The organism is Rhizobium sp. KNZ2-6A, assembly GCF_056755475.1.
Genome location: NZ_JBNDIC010000025.1, coordinates 37,105 through 51,385, shown reverse-complemented (window position 1 = coordinate 51,385; position 14,281 = coordinate 37,105). Strand labels below are relative to the sequence as shown.

General features: G+C 56.3%; 18 protein-coding genes. 5 read left to right on the top strand and 13 right to left on the bottom strand.

The window, feature by feature from the left end:
* The first annotated feature begins 91 nt into the window (after positions 1-91).
* Positions 92-1,348 carry an AGE family epimerase/isomerase gene (locus ACPYOP_RS18175; protein WP_481411764.1) on the top strand — a complete coding sequence of 419 codons (1,257 nt, stop codon included), beginning with the start codon at positions 92-94 and terminating at the stop codon, positions 1,346-1,348.
* Positions 1,349-1,395: 47 nt separating this feature from the next.
* Here ACPYOP_RS18175 and ACPYOP_RS18170 read toward each other — a convergent pair whose 3' ends face one another.
* Together ACPYOP_RS18170 and ACPYOP_RS18165 are read right to left on the bottom strand one after the other, a co-directional pair.
* On the bottom strand, positions 1,396-1,884 hold the full coding sequence (locus ACPYOP_RS18170) for a heme-degrading domain-containing protein (protein ID WP_481411763.1): 489 nt from the start codon (positions 1,882-1,884) through the stop codon (positions 1,396-1,398).
* Positions 1,885-1,943: 59 nt separating this feature from the next.
* Positions 1,944-2,891: an ATP-grasp fold amidoligase family protein gene (locus tag ACPYOP_RS18165; RefSeq protein WP_481411762.1), complete on the bottom strand. Its 948-nt coding sequence runs from the start codon at positions 2,889-2,891 to the stop codon at positions 1,944-1,946.
* Between the two features lie 84 nt (positions 2,892-2,975).
* On the opposite strand from ACPYOP_RS18165, the gene ACPYOP_RS18160 reads away from it, so the two are divergent.
* A complete protein-coding gene (locus ACPYOP_RS18160) occupies positions 2,976-4,484 on the top strand; it encodes an oligosaccharide flippase family protein (protein WP_481411761.1) in 1,509 nt (502 codons plus the stop codon).
* Positions 4,485-4,489: 5 nt separating this feature from the next.
* On the opposite strand, the gene ACPYOP_RS18155 is transcribed toward ACPYOP_RS18160, so the two are convergent.
* The gene (locus tag ACPYOP_RS18155) at positions 4,490-5,650 is read right to left on the bottom strand and encodes a GumK N-terminal domain-containing glycosyltransferase (protein WP_481411760.1); all 1,161 of its coding nucleotides are present in this window, start codon (positions 5,648-5,650) and stop codon (positions 4,490-4,492) included.
* 333 nt (positions 5,651-5,983) lie between these two features.
* On the opposite strand from ACPYOP_RS18155, the gene ACPYOP_RS18150 reads away from it, so the two are divergent.
* The 3 genes from ACPYOP_RS18150 to ACPYOP_RS18140 all read left to right on the top strand — a co-directional run bounded on the left by ACPYOP_RS18150 (position 5,984) and on the right by ACPYOP_RS18140 (position 7,896).
* Positions 5,984-6,952, top strand: a complete 969-nt coding sequence (locus ACPYOP_RS18150) for a polysaccharide lyase family 20 protein (RefSeq protein WP_481411759.1) — start codon at positions 5,984-5,986, stop codon at positions 6,950-6,952.
* A gap of 133 nt (positions 6,953-7,085) precedes the next feature.
* Entirely contained in the window at positions 7,086-7,382 is a 297-nt protein-coding gene (locus tag ACPYOP_RS18145; RefSeq protein ID WP_481411758.1) for a hypothetical protein, read from the top strand.
* 307 nt (positions 7,383-7,689) lie between these two features.
* Entirely contained in the window at positions 7,690-7,896 is a 207-nt protein-coding gene (locus tag ACPYOP_RS18140) for a hypothetical protein (protein ID WP_481411757.1), read from the top strand.
* A 75-nt stretch (positions 7,897-7,971) separates the two neighbouring features.
* Here ACPYOP_RS18140 and ACPYOP_RS18135 read toward each other — a convergent pair whose 3' ends face one another.
* From ACPYOP_RS18135 to ACPYOP_RS18090, 10 genes are all read right to left on the bottom strand, one after another.
* Positions 7,972-8,832, bottom strand: a complete 861-nt coding sequence (locus ACPYOP_RS18135) for a sugar phosphate isomerase/epimerase family protein (protein ID WP_481411756.1) — start codon at positions 8,830-8,832, stop codon at positions 7,972-7,974.
* A gap of 130 nt (positions 8,833-8,962) precedes the next feature.
* Positions 8,963-9,292 carry a hypothetical protein gene (locus ACPYOP_RS18130; RefSeq protein WP_481411755.1) on the bottom strand — a complete coding sequence of 110 codons (330 nt, stop codon included), beginning with the start codon at positions 9,290-9,292 and terminating at the stop codon, positions 8,963-8,965.
* A gap of 74 nt (positions 9,293-9,366) precedes the next feature.
* Positions 9,367-9,618 carry a hypothetical protein gene (locus ACPYOP_RS18125; RefSeq protein ID WP_481411754.1) on the bottom strand — a complete coding sequence of 84 codons (252 nt, stop codon included), beginning with the start codon at positions 9,616-9,618 and terminating at the stop codon, positions 9,367-9,369.
* A gap of 123 nt (positions 9,619-9,741) precedes the next feature.
* Positions 9,742-10,374, bottom strand: a complete 633-nt coding sequence (locus tag ACPYOP_RS18120) for a hypothetical protein (protein ID WP_481411753.1) — start codon at positions 10,372-10,374, stop codon at positions 9,742-9,744.
* A gap of 165 nt (positions 10,375-10,539) precedes the next feature.
* On the bottom strand, positions 10,540-10,746 hold the full coding sequence (locus ACPYOP_RS18115) for a hypothetical protein (protein WP_481411752.1): 207 nt from the start codon (positions 10,744-10,746) through the stop codon (positions 10,540-10,542).
* 10 nt (positions 10,747-10,756) lie between these two features.
* The gene (locus ACPYOP_RS18110; protein ID WP_481411751.1) at positions 10,757-11,344 is read right to left on the bottom strand and encodes a DUF4376 domain-containing protein; all 588 of its coding nucleotides are present in this window, start codon (positions 11,342-11,344) and stop codon (positions 10,757-10,759) included.
* Between the two features lie 100 nt (positions 11,345-11,444).
* Positions 11,445-12,266, bottom strand: a complete 822-nt coding sequence (locus ACPYOP_RS18105; RefSeq protein ID WP_481411750.1) for a hypothetical protein — start codon at positions 12,264-12,266, stop codon at positions 11,445-11,447.
* A complete protein-coding gene (locus ACPYOP_RS18100) occupies positions 12,266-12,763 on the bottom strand; it encodes a DnaT-like ssDNA-binding protein (RefSeq protein ID WP_481411749.1) in 498 nt (165 codons plus the stop codon). The genes ACPYOP_RS18105 and ACPYOP_RS18100 overlap by 1 nt, the downstream gene beginning before the upstream one ends.
* A gap of 72 nt (positions 12,764-12,835) precedes the next feature.
* Positions 12,836-13,807: a DUF2184 domain-containing protein gene (locus ACPYOP_RS18095; RefSeq protein WP_481411748.1), complete on the bottom strand. Its 972-nt coding sequence runs from the start codon at positions 13,805-13,807 to the stop codon at positions 12,836-12,838.
* A gap of 3 nt (positions 13,808-13,810) precedes the next feature.
* On the bottom strand, positions 13,811-14,281 hold the full coding sequence (locus tag ACPYOP_RS18090; RefSeq protein ID WP_481411747.1) for a structural cement protein Gp24: 471 nt from the start codon (positions 14,279-14,281) through the stop codon (positions 13,811-13,813).

Here is a 14,281-nt window from a genome sequence, read left to right as displayed (position 1 = left end):
GGGGTAGCGACACAGTTTCATCCGATAACGCCATGACAGCGCTTTCGGGCGGCGCTATACGGCTTTCAGAAGAAAATCCAAGGAGGACGGCATGAACATACAGGTTGAACCCGCGGCGCTCGGAAACTGGAGTACCCGCACCTACCACAGGCGCTGGCTGCTCGATCAGGCCGATGCCCTTTTCAATTTCTTCCAGTATCGCGCCGTCAACCCCAAGGGCGGCTTCTACGACATGGACGATGCCGGCAAACCGCTGGATAAGAGCAATCCTGTGCGCGGTATCCACTCGACGGCACGCATGGTGCATTGCTTCTCTATCGCATCACTGCTTGGTCGTCCCGGCGCGAACGAGATTGTCGACCATGGAATGAATTATCTATGGAACCATCATCGTGACACCAAGCAAGGCGGCTATGTCTGGTCGCTGAACAATGATGGCCCCGTCGACTCCAGCAAGCAAGGCTATGGTCACGCTTTCGTGCTGCTTGCAGCATCTTCCGCCAAGACGATCGGCCATCCTCTGGCCGACGGCATGCTTGCCGACGTTACCGAAATTCTGAATACGAAGTTCTGGGAGGCAAAGCACGGGGCGATTGCCGAGGAATTCAATCAGGATTGGTCGCTGATCGACGGCGGCAGCTATCGCGGCCAGAATTCCAACATGCATCTGACGGAAGCGCTGATGGCTGCCTTCGAGGCTACCGGCGAAAAAGCGTATCTCGACAAGGCCGAAAGTATCGCGGATCTTGTTATCCGGCGCTCGGCGGGATCCGTTGGCTGGCGGGTTGCCGAGCACTTCAATGTCGATTGGGTGCTCGACAAGGATTATCGCGGCAATGAAATGTTCCGCCCGTCAGGCACGACGCCGGGGCATTGGCTGGAATGGGCGCGACTTATCCTGCAGCTTTGGTCGCTGGGGGAAAAGCGTCACAACTGGATGCCGGACGCGGCCAAAGGTCTCTTCTCACAATCTATGTCTCTGGGCTGGGACAACGAAAAAGGCGGCTTCTTCTACACACTCGATTGGGAAGATACGCCCGCCAAACGCAACAAGCTCTGGTGGCCTGCTTGCGAAGGCGCAGGTGCCGCCCATTATTTGAATGAACACATTCCGAGCGACTTCCACGAGGAAAGCTATCGTAAGATTTGGAGCGTGATCGGTCGGGCTTTCATAGATCACACCAACAGCGGCTGGCATGAAGAGCTGACGGAAGGTCTCGTTCCGGCTCACACACTTTTCCCGGGCAAGGGCGATATTTACCACGCCTTGCAGGCGTGCCTGATCCCCCTCTTCCCGGCAACGGGCAGCCTGACCAAAGTCATCGCCGAGGCTGGCGGCAAAATCTGAGATTGGCAGCGGCGCGCGGCTCGAGCCCGGCGCGCCGCCTCAGCCTTCTAGGCGAGGTTGAGATTGTGAAGTTCGTGGCCAAGTGTCAAAGCCAACGCCTCGACAACGAGATTGTGGTCCTCACGCTGCGGAATGCCCGAAACGGTGACTGCGCCGATGCAGCCGGTGCCATTGACGAAAATGGGGAAGCTACCGCCGGATGCCGCATATTCGGCGCTCGAAAGCCCATTGTCCTCGATCGTTTTCCCCTGCTGCTGGAGCCGCAAGGCGCTGGCATAGCTGCTGCGAAAATAGCGCAGGACCATGTTACGCTTTCGGCGAATCCAGTTGGAATTATCGGGGGTGGAACCGGGCAAGGCGATATAGAAAACCGGCATCGAATGCAGGGTAATGTCGATGGCAACGCCCAGATTGCGCTCGCTGGCCAGATCACGCAGCAGCTTGCCGAGCACCCAGGCGGTCGAAAGATCGAAAGCGTCGAAACGCAGCGTTTCCTCTTGAAGCTCGATGCGAGCAAGGTCCTGGTCGATCGTCATGGAAAGCCTTTCCTGAAAATGGATCGGCCTATCAAACGCGGAGAACGCGATTTGTCCACCTATCTCTTTGGGACTTCAAAACCTAGCCGCCATTTCTGACCGATTAAGAGATCGTACTCGTCCGGCTCAAACGCCTCAAAGCCTCCGCCTGGATAGAAGGTCAATTCGCCCACGCGGAGCCACTCCGCGGACGTATAGAGATCGACACGAACGAAATCGATATCATGCGCCACGGTTTCCGCGACATGGATCATTTCATCCAGCCGCGGCGGGCGCGCAACTTCCCCTGGATAAAGGCCAAGATAATCCGGATCGTAAAACGGCAGCTTCTGCCAGTGGGGTGTATAGTTGCAGGAATAGCCTCGACCACCCTCACGGATGTCGATCTCGATATGTGAAACCTTGCCGTTGAAAGTAAAGAGCCGATAATCCCAGGGAACTCGGCCATCCACGAGAAGCATGCTTTCTATAAGAATGCGACGCTCCAATTGGCTGTAAGCCCATTCCCTATTGTAGGAAGCATGATCGATCGATCGCCATTCGGCCGAGGGATCATTCTTGAGAAGCCGATCCACATCTGCCTCTCCATAAAGAAATCGTCCCACACCACTTGCATGGGTTGGCTTGACAACGGCAGGCAACGAAATTTCCGACCAATCGACAGAAGCCAGGTCGGTCCCAACCCAAAGCGTGGGAATGACATATTGGCTGCCAACCCGTTCCGCAATCAGCAGCTTGGCGTCGGCCTTGTCGACAAAGCGTGGAAAGAGAGGATTGCGATCATAGAGTTTCCGCGCCTGCACCTTCTCGGTAAAGGTTTGAGGTGATGTCAAATTGGGGAACTTGCCGCGGATGGCACGATATTTCAGAGCACAGTAAGTGCTGTCCGGCAAAGGCGACATAAGCCGCCACAGAAGATTGTGCATCCGCTCGCGCAATCCCTTATGCAGATATCCCGGAATGAGAAATCCATCCCGCTCACCGGCGCGATCTATCATGGTGGCCATCTCAAATTTCAACTAGAACGCAAGTGAAAACTATCAGCCCGCCTTTAACACAAGGTTATGCGTCGGCCTTCAAGGTAGATGACCATGAGCACGTCTGCATCCAATCTTCTTAGAAGCTCACTGATCAGCCTGGCTGCAACATCCATTTCGCTGGCTGCGGGCTTTGCAAGCAGCGTCATCGCCGCCCGCTTGCTCGGCCCTGCCGGATCGGGCAAGGTCGCCTATGCGATATGGGTTGCGACGGCAGCTGCAGCGCTGGCGGACATGGGCCTGCCTCAAACCTTGCTGCGCAACGCAGGCAGCCTCTCGGGCAATGGCGACGCATGGAAAACATTAGTCCGTACGGCGCTGCGCAGCTTTCTCATCTCCATCGGCATGATCACCGCGGCTATTCTTCTCTTTGCCGCAATCACTTACATTCACCGCGATGCACGACATGCCTGGTTCTGGCTGATCACCGGGCTCTTGTTCCTGAGCTATGCGTTCCATGTATTCTCGACCGCCGTGGCGCGTGGAAGAAACCGTTTCGGTCAAACGGCCCGTACGACTTTGCTGGGCGGAGCGATGCAAGTTCCGCTCGTCTTCGCCGGAGCCTGGCTGCTAGGCCCGACTGGCGCCTTGATCGGCTATGTCGCCCGCTATCTGCCGCAAGCGTTGAAATTGCGGAGCTATATCGATCCCGCCTCAAAATACTCGCGGAACGCGCTGACACCGGAAATGCTACGCTATGGTCGATATATGTGGCTTAGCGATCTCATCGAGATCCTCGTTCTCTCGCGCATAGAGTTCCTTTTTCTCGGTATCTTTCTCTCTCCGACCAGCATTGGCTATTTCGCGGCGGGCCTCGGCCTGGCCGGGCTCATTGAACAGGTCATGCTCCAGATATCGCCGGCATTGATCGTCAATTTCACCGAGGCACATGCGCGAAATGACCAGCAGGCGCTTGATGCGGCATATGAGCGTGTGATCCGCGTCGTCGCACTGGTCATGCTGCCGATCAGCCTCGGCGGCGCAATCATCACGCCCGAGCTTTTGCCGCTGATCTTCGGCGATGCCTTTGAGCCTGCCATTCCGGCAGCGGCCACCCTGCTGGCCTTTGTCTGGCTCGCCGGCATGTCCGTAATCCCGTGGGGTATAATCGGCGCTTCCGGGCGCAGCGCTGTTTTGCTGCGCATACAGATTGCAAGCGGCATATCGACGATATTGTTGCTGACCGTTCTTGTGCCCTTGTTTGGGCTTGAGGGTGCTGCTCTTGCTCGAGCAATGATCGTCATATTGACGTTTGCGCTGCTCGGCTGGACGGCTTGGAAATATGTCCGCGTGGCTGTCCCTATCACAGCCTTGGTAAAAACGATGCTCGCAGCTCTTGTTTGCGCGAGCGCCGCAGGTCTCGGTGTTTACAGCCTTGATGGGCTTGCCGCGCTTGTGGTCGCCATTCCCGCCGGGGCAATCGCCTACCTGCTGGCAATCCGCTTTTTGCGCTTGGTTACGCCCGAAGATGTGCAGATTTTGATGGATACGGCGGTTGCGAAGTTTCCGAGCGCATCACGTCCATTCGCCGACAAACTGCTCAACTTCCTCGCGCCGGGCTGAAGAAATCACTGCGCTTCAAAGACGGTGGCCAAAGTCTGCCGTGCAACCTCGTCCCAGGTCATTATCCCATCGCGGAAAGCCGGCGATCGGCGCATCGCCAGTGCCGTGTCGATCTTCTCTCGCCAGGCAACTTCGCCGTGAAGACGATATGGAATGCCGTTGGCACGTTTAAAGGGAACAAGATCTGGCAGCAGGATCGGCAAGCCGCAATAGCTGTATTGTGCGAGCTTCAGGCTTGATTCGGCGAGATAAACTTCATCTGCCGTGAGTCGATAAGGCGCAATACCAAAATCCGCATGCTGCAGATAAGGAACGATGTTTTCGAAATCCCGCTCGCCGTAGATCGTGATATTTGGCTGAACCCAGCCACTCCATGCTGCGCCAAAGACGTGAAAATTCACATGGGGAGCAGTCACTGCCATAGCAGCGACGGAAGCCTGGTCAAAGAGCATATTGCCGATGGAAATCGCATTGCGGCTGCCGGGCCGATATGGCGACGGCTGCTCGCGATCAAAAAGCGTGGCGTCGACACCTTGAGGAATGACACGCACACGCCCGCCCGGTGGCAGCATCGCTCCCAGCCTTTCCGAAGGAACGCAAACCGTGTCGAAGCATCCAATCTGAGCGGCTTGAATCTCTTGCAGCACTGGTGCTGCGCCTATGCTGCGCAGCAGGTCGCGGCAAAAATATAAGGTGCGTGCTTTCGAGTTCAGCCTTTTGACCCTGTTAAAGAATGCGAGTGCCGAACCGCTTTCGATCACTATCAGATCTGCATCGGCGATTGCGCGCCGTGCAAAAGGCGGGAGATAGCTTCCATAGAGCCGAAAGAATCCCGCATTTGCTGCATTCAGAAAGCGGTTGCTGGAGCTGAAGGCATGGAATGGTGGAAGATAAGCACCTGCTCGCAGATTAGCGGCGATGACCTGAAATCGGTTCGCCTGATATTGGGATAGCGCGCGAAAGCGTGGACGGTCCTTAAACAGGGTCAGCCAGCTGTGTCCTATGGTAACAAAATCGACCTTATATCCCTGCTCGGCCCAGCAAGACGCGATGAAGTGGATCGACGCCTTGCGGTAGCCGCGCAGAAACGCGTGCGACGTTAGAATAACGATCTTTCGTCGTCGTCTGACCTCACTTATGGCCAGCTCTGCATCCTCATTTGCCAAAGACGGTCCCCAACAGCGACCCTTAGCCGGTTCGTCTCATGACCGGCATCAAAACGTCGTTGAAGTTGCGGCGGCGAACGATCATGTCCGGGGCGCTGATAGCCGCAACCAAGCCCAATCTCTGGAGATATGAACCGCAAAGCGTCTAACATGCGGTTAAAGTAGCACCGTCAATCATCACATTAATAGGTTGTGGTTCTCGTGGATTTGATTGGAAGTGAGTTGGCGAACCATCAATGTTGCCTTGAAGCCGCGCAGCTCTCGCTTGCCTGCAGGAAGCGAACAGGTCATTGATAAAGCTGTATGAATGTCCCGCCAGAGGAATACTCCTGCATGAATGCAAAATACGCACTGCCCGCCATCCTGGCCTGCACTTGCGCCGCAACGTCAACGCTGGCTGACAACCCAGCGAAGATGGTTCTGCATGACGGCTTCGACGGAACGGATTTCGCGCCATCCGGCCATCTTTATTATCGCGATAACTTCGAACAGAAAGCGGGGGCGATTGAATTTCAATCGGAGGTCACGCGGACTGGCACCGGCGCGCTGAAGCTGAGTGTCAAACCATTCTGCCCGCCCGGTAAAGCGAATTGCAGCGAAAGAGCGGAGATATGGGAGCGTACCAAATATCGCGTACCCTACGATCAGGGAGTTTGGTACGGCTTTGCCGTGAAGTTCGCCGACCCCATCCCGTCTGGCGATCATCGTTATCTTATTGCGCAATGGAAACGGGAAATCGGGCCGAAGGCAGAGGGAGACTTCAGCCCCTTCCTGGCCCTGCGGCTCAACAACGGCAAGCTTTTCGCTACCGTGGAAACCAACTACGTCGCACCGACCAAGAAGGGCAAATTCAAGGGCGATGGTGAAATTTGCGGTGACGGCGAAACTCCTGTTTGGTTCCGGCCGGACAGCAATCAGATGCGTGCCTTGATAGCGACGGATGATAATTGGAATGACGGCGACGGTGGAGAATTCACCAGTTGCACCAGCGCAATCAAGGTAATAAATCGCGGCAACAAGCTACCAACGCCTTCCTCCGGCTGGATTGACTTCGCTATATACAGCAAACCCGGGCCGGACGGCTCAGGGCATATCGAAATATTCGCTAACAATAAATGGATTGCCTCGGTTACAGGCCACATTGGACACGCAGACCATGGGCTCGGGAAGAATCAATACTTTAAATTCGGCCCATATCGCGCCGCCGATACTACGGTTTGGACTCTCTACTATGATGATTTTCGGCGTTCACCGCATTGCGCTGATGTATTGTCGGACCCCAGTCTGTGCCCCATGAAGTGAGATGATAGATGGAGGCACACCAATCATTGATAAACATCGCGAGGGAACACTGCAAAAATTGCTTTTTTTAGCAATTCAGCCGAACTTTTTCTCCTTTCGTTAGTTATCTTCTTTCGTGAAGGAGGTGACCGAAATGCTTACTACCCATCGCGACTGCAAACAGCACGTAAAGAGGAACGCAATACCATCTCTCGGTGAAATCGAAGGCAGGGTCGCAGTTCTAGAAATTGTTGCCCAATCTGCGTTAACGCACGTCTTTGACGACGGAGAAGTCGATATTGATGCTGCATTGCTCGCACAAATTCGCAGAGCCATGCATCACAAGTGCCGGGAACTGAAACTCGACGGAGAAGACACTGCATCGGCACTTTCTTATGCCGAGGAATTGATCGAAGCCGCAGTCAGGGCGTCCTATCCAATTCACCAATGATGCCTTCCAGACCGAAGCTCGTATTATCCCTTCTAGTGGCGCTGGCGATTACGCTCGGCGTCCTTTTGTTTTTTGCGCCGCACAACATAAAGGACAGGCTTACACATCCGACAGCCCGGCCTGGCGAGCATCAAACTCTGCAATGATGTGCCGTAAAGAGCCCTTGTTACATTAAGAGACAGGCTATCTGTTCCGTATCAGGCTCGCGTTAACGTCGAGCAATGAAGGTGGTTGCAAATTTCCAAAATCAAAGCAGTGTTCGCTTCACCCCACCTGGTACCAGCTCCAACAATGAATGGTGTAGCGAATGTCTATGATGGTCAACGCGCCGCTTTACCCTGACGACATTGATGTCCTAGCAGGCGTACTCTTCGCCTGGTGCTCAGAGCGCAGTATAAGACTGCAAAGCCAGGAGGGCCTGTCCGCGGCCAACGTGGCCATCGATCTCTACAATGCCGGTTATCAAACCCAGGACCAGCTTCTGGGCGCTCTGTACGACTACGAGTTTCATTGATGATCAGGTTCTGTACCCATCCTCAAAGTCGCGACATGGGACAATCTACCGAATAGAGCTGTGGTATCGTTTCAGTTACAGCAAGCTCTGATCTACCGCCTCATCTTTCAAAGCATTAGCGATGCAGTCCCGCTCTTCAAGGATGCCGGACCATTCGTCCCGATGGTACGTCGAATCATAAATTAGCGTAAAAGGGCCTTGATAACCGGCCGCAGCGGAAAGCTTGACGCAACGAATATAATCCTCGGCATCAAGGCCAGCTGCTGAATAATGCCCCTTTGCATGGCAAAGTTCGGCGCGGCCCATGATCTTCGCGAGATCATCGTATTTTCCGGCACGCTCCCAATTGCCGAAATCCCCGTTGAGGCCGACTTTGCTGTCCAATGCGTCAAGGAGTCGGTTGACCTCCACTGGGCTTGGTAAGAGATCAAACCAGTTTTCCACGACCAGACGTACCCCCGCCGCGGCGGAAAGACCTGCCAGCCGATACAGATGTTTTTCCGCGAGCGTCAAAGCTGTATCCGTCGGCTGAGCCCTTCCGGCTATCACACGCATGTTTTCCGCGCCGAGAGCCTCGGCAATATCGATCCAGCTGGCCATCCAATCGGCATCGCGCCGCGCTGTCTCAGGATCGCTAAGATCCCCTTCTTCAATCAGCAGGGTCTGAACCTTTACTCCAGCTTTTTCAGCAGTCTTACGAAAATCGGCAAGATAATTCGGAAGGAGACTTGGCAAATGGAAGGAACAGATCTCAAGCCGAAAAACTCCATGACCAGCGCATTGCTGCGGTACATCGATCAGTTCCATTTTTCCCTGCCCGTAGGTCAATTGACGGGCCGCAGCTGTTCGATCGCTGGGCTTATGAGGATAGGTAGAACCGAGCGCGCGATGCAGAGACCACGTTGAAACCGCAAAACGATCCGACAAATCAACCATACGCTCCCCCACTTTGTTGGCCTTCAACGAAATCAAAAAATAGGCTCGCCCAAGGGGATATCAATCGGAAACACGCAATGGATTTTCTGCCTCCATCGTCCATCCGATTTCGGGTGGCGCGGTCGGATCATTACCGCGTTTGGTAGCCTCCTTTCACCCATCTGGAAACAGCGTCAAACACCAGATCGGCAATCCACATCGCGCATACACCGACGACGAAAGCGGTGGCATTCATGGCCGCGACATCCTTCGGCGGCAAGGGCCAATTGATGGCCCGCAGGTAAAAGAGCGCAGGTTCGGTGAGATAAGCTGCCGCAAGTGCGCCACAAATCGGCGAGGCAATAATCTCTCGTGTGGTATATCTACGCCTTGAAAGGCCGCGTAGAATGCCGCCAGATAAGCCAGCGATGACGACCCCGACTTTGATGCCCAACGCATCCAGAAATTCGTGTATCGTCATCGTCGTTCTCAATCAATTTTCGGAATTTGGAATTTTGCTGCTTATTTATGGGGCCGTGTAACGGTTAAATGGCTTTATTTGCCAACGGGCGGCTGCGGCTTTATCAATCCTGCGACGCCATCTCGCATAATATTGACGAGGATTTTCAACGTGCTCAGTGCCGCGACAATGCCCGCGGTATAGCCCGGGCCGACGAAGGATTGCGAACATTCCAACGTGCCGTCGGCAAGTTGGGTGCAGCCCGTCGACAGGAGAACTGCAACCATCAATGCCGAGAGGGCAATCAAAACATTCAGTACATTATGCAAGGTATTCGTGTTGAACATCTACTTTCCTTTTGAGTTGACGGGATTGATCCATCGACACGATATCGCTGAGACTTCGAGTTTTTTGGAAACCGAACGACACTGAACATCGGCATATTTCGTCATAAACAACTTCAGGCGAATCTATCGGGCACACTCGATCGCAGCCGCAAACTTCTTGGCAAGACTGGCAATCTCGACTGCGCGATCCGTACCATTGATAATCCGACGCGCGCCGATCCAATCGGAACTTGTAGCGCTGAAGTAATCGGTAAGTTTTTTTCCCGTGAAGCGGCCATTGATCATGCCGTCGAAAAGAATTTCGACGGCTTTACGCGCATCAAGCGCCATATCCGGATTATCGTCGATGCCATACTTGGCGTAATTGTCCCGCCCAGTTATCTGCACAAGGCCGCGGCCACGGTAACGCCAGCCGTCGTCACTGCCTTCGTCGCCATTCCCCATTCGGTTTGCATAGGCGCGGTTGGCAATCCGCCGCGGCTGGTGAGAGTAAACAGACGCCTGCTCGATATTGAAATACTTCGGAAATGTTGCTTGCAACCCGCCTGCCGAGTAGTTCAAATTTTCAGAGATGGCACACATGGTATGATCCGTCTCGTGATAAGTCGTCGCCAGCATGTAAGCCAGACAGCGAGGATCGATGGGCTGCGTCTCCCATGCCGCAAGGATTGTCTCCATGCCATTGACCTGGTTCGTCGATAGCCGCCCACCAAACAATGACGAGCGCACCGTCGCGAAGAACTTCGCGTGGTTCATGAGTTTTATTCCGGTTTCAAGAGATAGAGTTGCACTTCACAGGACGGACGCGATGCTTGTCGAAAACGTCAGCCGGTGAGCCCGGCTACGCCAACAGCCAGGCCCGATTTAGTTTCCATGTAGATAGCCGAGTATAAATCAAGAACGGCCCCGGCTTTCCCTCCATCAGACGGTCTCGCGCACCTCTTGCCCGAGCTCGCTCGCTTGAACCATTTCTGACGCATCGATCTCGATAGGCCGCGCGATGGTACGCAACTGAGCCTCTCTTTCGGCAAGTTGAGCGGCAAGGCGATCCAGCGCGTTGGTGTAGATCTCTACCTCGCCCTGTAACAGCTCTATTTGCTTCTTCAGAGCGCTTGCATAGGTAGACATTCCGAACTCCTCAAACGTTAGGCACCGTGGCGCCATTGGACGGCCAAGCAAAGTTGTCTATTTCCGCCTTCGTAGTAATCACGCCGGAGATGATCCGGCCGTTGACCTCGCCCTCGGCGGCAAAGCTCGCCTGTACATGCGCGCCAACCGCATTGGCGATCGCAGTCATCTGTGGCGCCGTCAGCTCCACAAAGCCGGCCGCCGTCTTGAACTTGACCGTTACTTCGGGATTCGCCTGCACGTAATTGTAGGCTCCGGTGATCAATGCTTGGCTCGCCCGATCAGTCATCACGCGCATGTCGTTGATGACAATGCCGCTCGTTTCCACCGAATAGCGCTTGGAGGCGGCATAAGCGAAGAGATTGACCGGAGCCGGCTCCGGAGACCAACCGGCGGCAATGGCAGCGAGGCTTCCTGGTGTTTCCGGCCAATCAGCGGCCGAACCGACCAAGGCAGCTTCCTTGTTGCTCAATTGATCGAGAATGGCATCCTTGTCGACGGCATTCAGCTCCGAAGTGATCTTGGCGGCAAGTGTCTGCCAGTATTCCGGAACATTGTAGATCTGCTGTCGGCCGAGCCAAAAGGCGGCGCATGCCATCCAGCGCTCAGCCCTATTCTCCGACCGAGTCGTGAGCAATGCTTCGACCATTGGTTCATACATGCTGTCTATGCGATACATCTGCAGTCCTTTCTGCGGTTCAGCGCTTCAGAGTGAGCGCGTTGATGCTGCGATTGTTGACAAGGAGGAGCGGCGCACTGCTTCCTTGAAGGGCAAGCGGCTTCACGTCGAAACGGAACTGCGTAGAGCTGGCTCCGGCAGGTGGCGTGTAAGTGAATGCATGTGCGAAGGTGCCGTATTTGTAGAACGACACGGGCAGGACCGCCGTATAGGCATTGTTGCCGCTGTCCCAAACATAGACCTCGACCTCAGTCATGGCGCCAGCCTGGGTGACGCCGTTATTGCTCATTGAGAATGACGACATGACCAAAATCGGCGGAGAGCCAGTGCCGTGATAGGCCGTGATCCCCGTTATCGGGATGGGGCCAGATCCAACGTTAATGCCCGCCTGGCCCTGAATCGCAGAATCGACACGCGTTATAGCGCCAGCCGCAATGTTGCTCGTTCCAACCTGTAACGAACCAATGACGGCAGAGCTGATGTTGACTGCACCGAGATTGGCGGTGATGGCGTCCAGGCTGTTGACCGCGATCTTGTTTGCCGTCACCGCGCCATCCACGATCAGCTCTGCCGACACAGCCCGGCGCATAACCGGCTTGGACCAGTAACACGAGCTGCCTGTGCCGGCCGTTTTCTCGACCTGCAGAAGCATGGATAGCTTGGTATAGCCGCTCGGAACCGTGTATCGCCCTTGCAACCGTGCCCACCCGTTCTTCGCGGCTGTGTTGGCCACAATCGGATATGCCAACGAACCGGATGGCGTCGAAACCAGGGCATAGATATTCGCGGCCCCTGCATCGGTGTTATATACCCGCGCCCTATCGTAATCGAAAGCAGCCATCACACCACCAGAATGCCGGGGAGTACCGGGCGCAGGAGTGGGTAGAGAAGCCCGTCAAGCATGGTCAGCACCGGCTTTGCGCCGGCAATCAAGTCCTCGCTCGTATCGGCAACGGCATATTCCGTCTCCAACGGCCCGACCTTCTCGCGCTTTACCGTACGGGCCGCGACAATTACAGGCGTTAGGCTGCCGGGTTCGGAAAGCTCGCGCGCCGCCGCCTCGTAAGCCGCGTAAGTGACGGCCAGCGGCAATGCATCGTCGGCGATCACTTCACCATTCACCGTCGTCGCCTCGCTGCGAGGCCAGGACAAGGCTTGATCATAGCCCCCGGTTCGCCGCCCGCCGAATTTGGGCTCGTAGAGGCTGTCGACCGCCTGCGATCCACGCACCAGCGCCGCCAGGCGATCGCCGTCGCTCGCCAGGGCCCAGCCGGCATTGGCACGATCGGCGAAATAGGCATCGGCGGCGGCGAGCGTGCCGTAAAAGGATGCGGACATGAAAGCTCCGATGTCGATCGTTGGGAAAACGGGAACCCTCTCTCCGCGCGAGCGGAGAGAGGGCGAGCACCGTCAGGCCGCAGCCGTGATCTCGTCACCGTAGGCCATGGCGCCCGGCAGGCGCACTTCGGTGCCGCCGGTGCGGGCGATGATGCCGGTCTCGAAGCTCATGATCGACTTCTGGCGCGGCTGCAGCACACGGCGTGGCATCGGCAGATGGAAGCGCAGCACTTCCGGATCGCGGCGATAGACGACCATGCGGCCGCCGCCATCCTGTGATGCCGTCGCAAGCTCGCGCAGCGGCTGGATGTCGAGCGGCTGGCCCGTCTCGGCCGTGTAGACGTTGCCGCGCCGCAGGAAGTCCAGCACGGTGATGTAGCCGTCACCATCGGCAAGCCGCTTGGTGGCGATCAGGCGGAAGGCTTCTGGCGGCAGGCGCAGGCTGTCGATCCACTCGACTTCGCCGGTCCGCTGCCGCACGCCGCCGATAAGATCGTTGACGTCGCGCAGGATCTGATCAGCCGTCTTGGCGGACCAGTGGGTCGAGCCGCCCGTACCATCGGCAGCGACGTCGACGCGCGACACCTTCGGATCGTTGACGAAACCGGTCCAGCCCTTTTCCGTCGAGCCGATCATGGCGACGGAATTGAGCAGGCGCTCGATCTTATCGGCGGCGAAAATGGCGTTGGAAGCGTTGAGATCGAGATTGTAGAGGGCAGCCTTATTGACCTCCTCGAGATTCCACTCCCAGCCCGAACCGACCATCGCGAAATCATGGCTGGCGCTGTCGCGGGTCGATTGATTGAAGGGCATGTCCGTGCCGGCGGCGGAGAGGAACTTCGCCTCACCTGCGCTGTCGACGGTGAAGAAGGTCGTGCCGGAAGCCCATTCATTGCCTTCGGTAACGACCGGGACATGGAGGCCGTAGTTGAGAGTCGGATAGCGGCGCTGGTAGATGCGCGTCTCGATATTGCGCCCCTGCGCGATGACGAAGGAATAGGCGGCCTGGGCGTCGGCAAACTGCTGTCGAACGAATTGATTCATGGATTAGGCGCTCCTGTGCTTGAGCGAGATCTCGACGATGTCGCCGTTGCTGCCGCTCGTGTCGAAGAAACAATCGGGAATGGGGCCGACGATGCCGGTGCCGGCTGCGTTGACGTAGGCGTCCGTCGTCGGATTGTAGTAGACGGCGTCACCATCCGAGACGGCACCGCCGGCTCGTACGTACATCTGACCGGAGGTCAAGAACGCGCCCGTGACGAACTGGGCATAGCCGCCGGCCGGCGCCACGTCGGGCAGCACGTTCGGCGTCTGCACGGCAATGCCGACGAACTTGCCGCCGGCGGCAAAGGGCGCCACGCCGTGATCGGCGAGACCGCGCTGGACCGGCTGTCCGAACTTGATGCCGGCTGCGTTTTCGACCGTGCGGCTGATTTTGTTGGCCTTTTCCTCGGAAGCGATCTGCCCATGCAGGCCCTTCCGAGGAGCGTTTCCATAGGTGGTCTGGTAAGTCGCCAT

What these genes read in the sequence shown, in the direction of transcription:
- ACPYOP_RS18095 (WP_481411748.1), bottom strand. Translation starts at nt 13,807, where the DNA reads ATGAATCAATTCGTTCGACAGCAGTTTGCCGACGCCCAGGCCGCCTAT.
- ACPYOP_RS18160 (WP_481411761.1), top strand. Translation starts at nt 2,976, where the DNA reads ATGAGCACGTCTGCATCCAATCTTCTTAGAAGCTCACTGATCAGCCTG.
- ACPYOP_RS18120 (WP_481411753.1), bottom strand. Translation starts at nt 10,374, where the DNA reads ATGAACCACGCGAAGTTCTTCGCGACGGTGCGCTCGTCATTGTTTGGT.
- ACPYOP_RS18105 (WP_481411750.1), bottom strand. Translation starts at nt 12,266, where the DNA reads ATGGCTGCTTTCGATTACGATAGGGCGCGGGTATATAACACCGATGCA.
- ACPYOP_RS18110 (WP_481411751.1), bottom strand. Translation starts at nt 11,344, where the DNA reads ATGGCATGCGCCGCCTTTTGGCTCGGCCGACAGCAGATCTACAATGTT.
- ACPYOP_RS18170 (WP_481411763.1), bottom strand. Translation starts at nt 1,884, where the DNA reads ATGACGATCGACCAGGACCTTGCTCGCATCGAGCTTCAAGAGGAAACG.
- ACPYOP_RS18150 (WP_481411759.1), top strand. Translation starts at nt 5,984, where the DNA reads ATGAATGCAAAATACGCACTGCCCGCCATCCTGGCCTGCACTTGCGCC.
- ACPYOP_RS18165 (WP_481411762.1), bottom strand. Translation starts at nt 2,891, where the DNA reads ATGGCCACCATGATAGATCGCGCCGGTGAGCGGGATGGATTTCTCATT.
- ACPYOP_RS18130 (WP_481411755.1), bottom strand. Translation starts at nt 9,292, where the DNA reads ATGACGATACACGAATTTCTGGATGCGTTGGGCATCAAAGTCGGGGTC.
- ACPYOP_RS18100 (WP_481411749.1), bottom strand. Translation starts at nt 12,763, where the DNA reads ATGTCCGCATCCTTTTACGGCACGCTCGCCGCCGCCGATGCCTATTTC.
- ACPYOP_RS18125 (WP_481411754.1), bottom strand. Translation starts at nt 9,618, where the DNA reads ATGTTCAACACGAATACCTTGCATAATGTACTGAATGTTTTGATTGCC.
- ACPYOP_RS18090 (WP_481411747.1), bottom strand. Translation starts at nt 14,281, where the DNA reads ATGGCGACTTACCAGACCACCTATGGAAACGCTCCTCGGAAGGGCCTG.
- ACPYOP_RS18115 (WP_481411752.1), bottom strand. Translation starts at nt 10,746, where the DNA reads ATGTCTACCTATGCAAGCGCTCTGAAGAAGCAAATAGAGCTGTTACAG.
- ACPYOP_RS18175 (WP_481411764.1), top strand. Translation starts at nt 92, where the DNA reads ATGAACATACAGGTTGAACCCGCGGCGCTCGGAAACTGGAGTACCCGC.
- ACPYOP_RS18140 (WP_481411757.1), top strand. Translation starts at nt 7,690, where the DNA reads ATGTCTATGATGGTCAACGCGCCGCTTTACCCTGACGACATTGATGTC.
- ACPYOP_RS18135 (WP_481411756.1), bottom strand. Translation starts at nt 8,832, where the DNA reads ATGGTTGATTTGTCGGATCGTTTTGCGGTTTCAACGTGGTCTCTGCAT.
- ACPYOP_RS18145 (WP_481411758.1), top strand. Translation starts at nt 7,086, where the DNA reads ATGCTTACTACCCATCGCGACTGCAAACAGCACGTAAAGAGGAACGCA.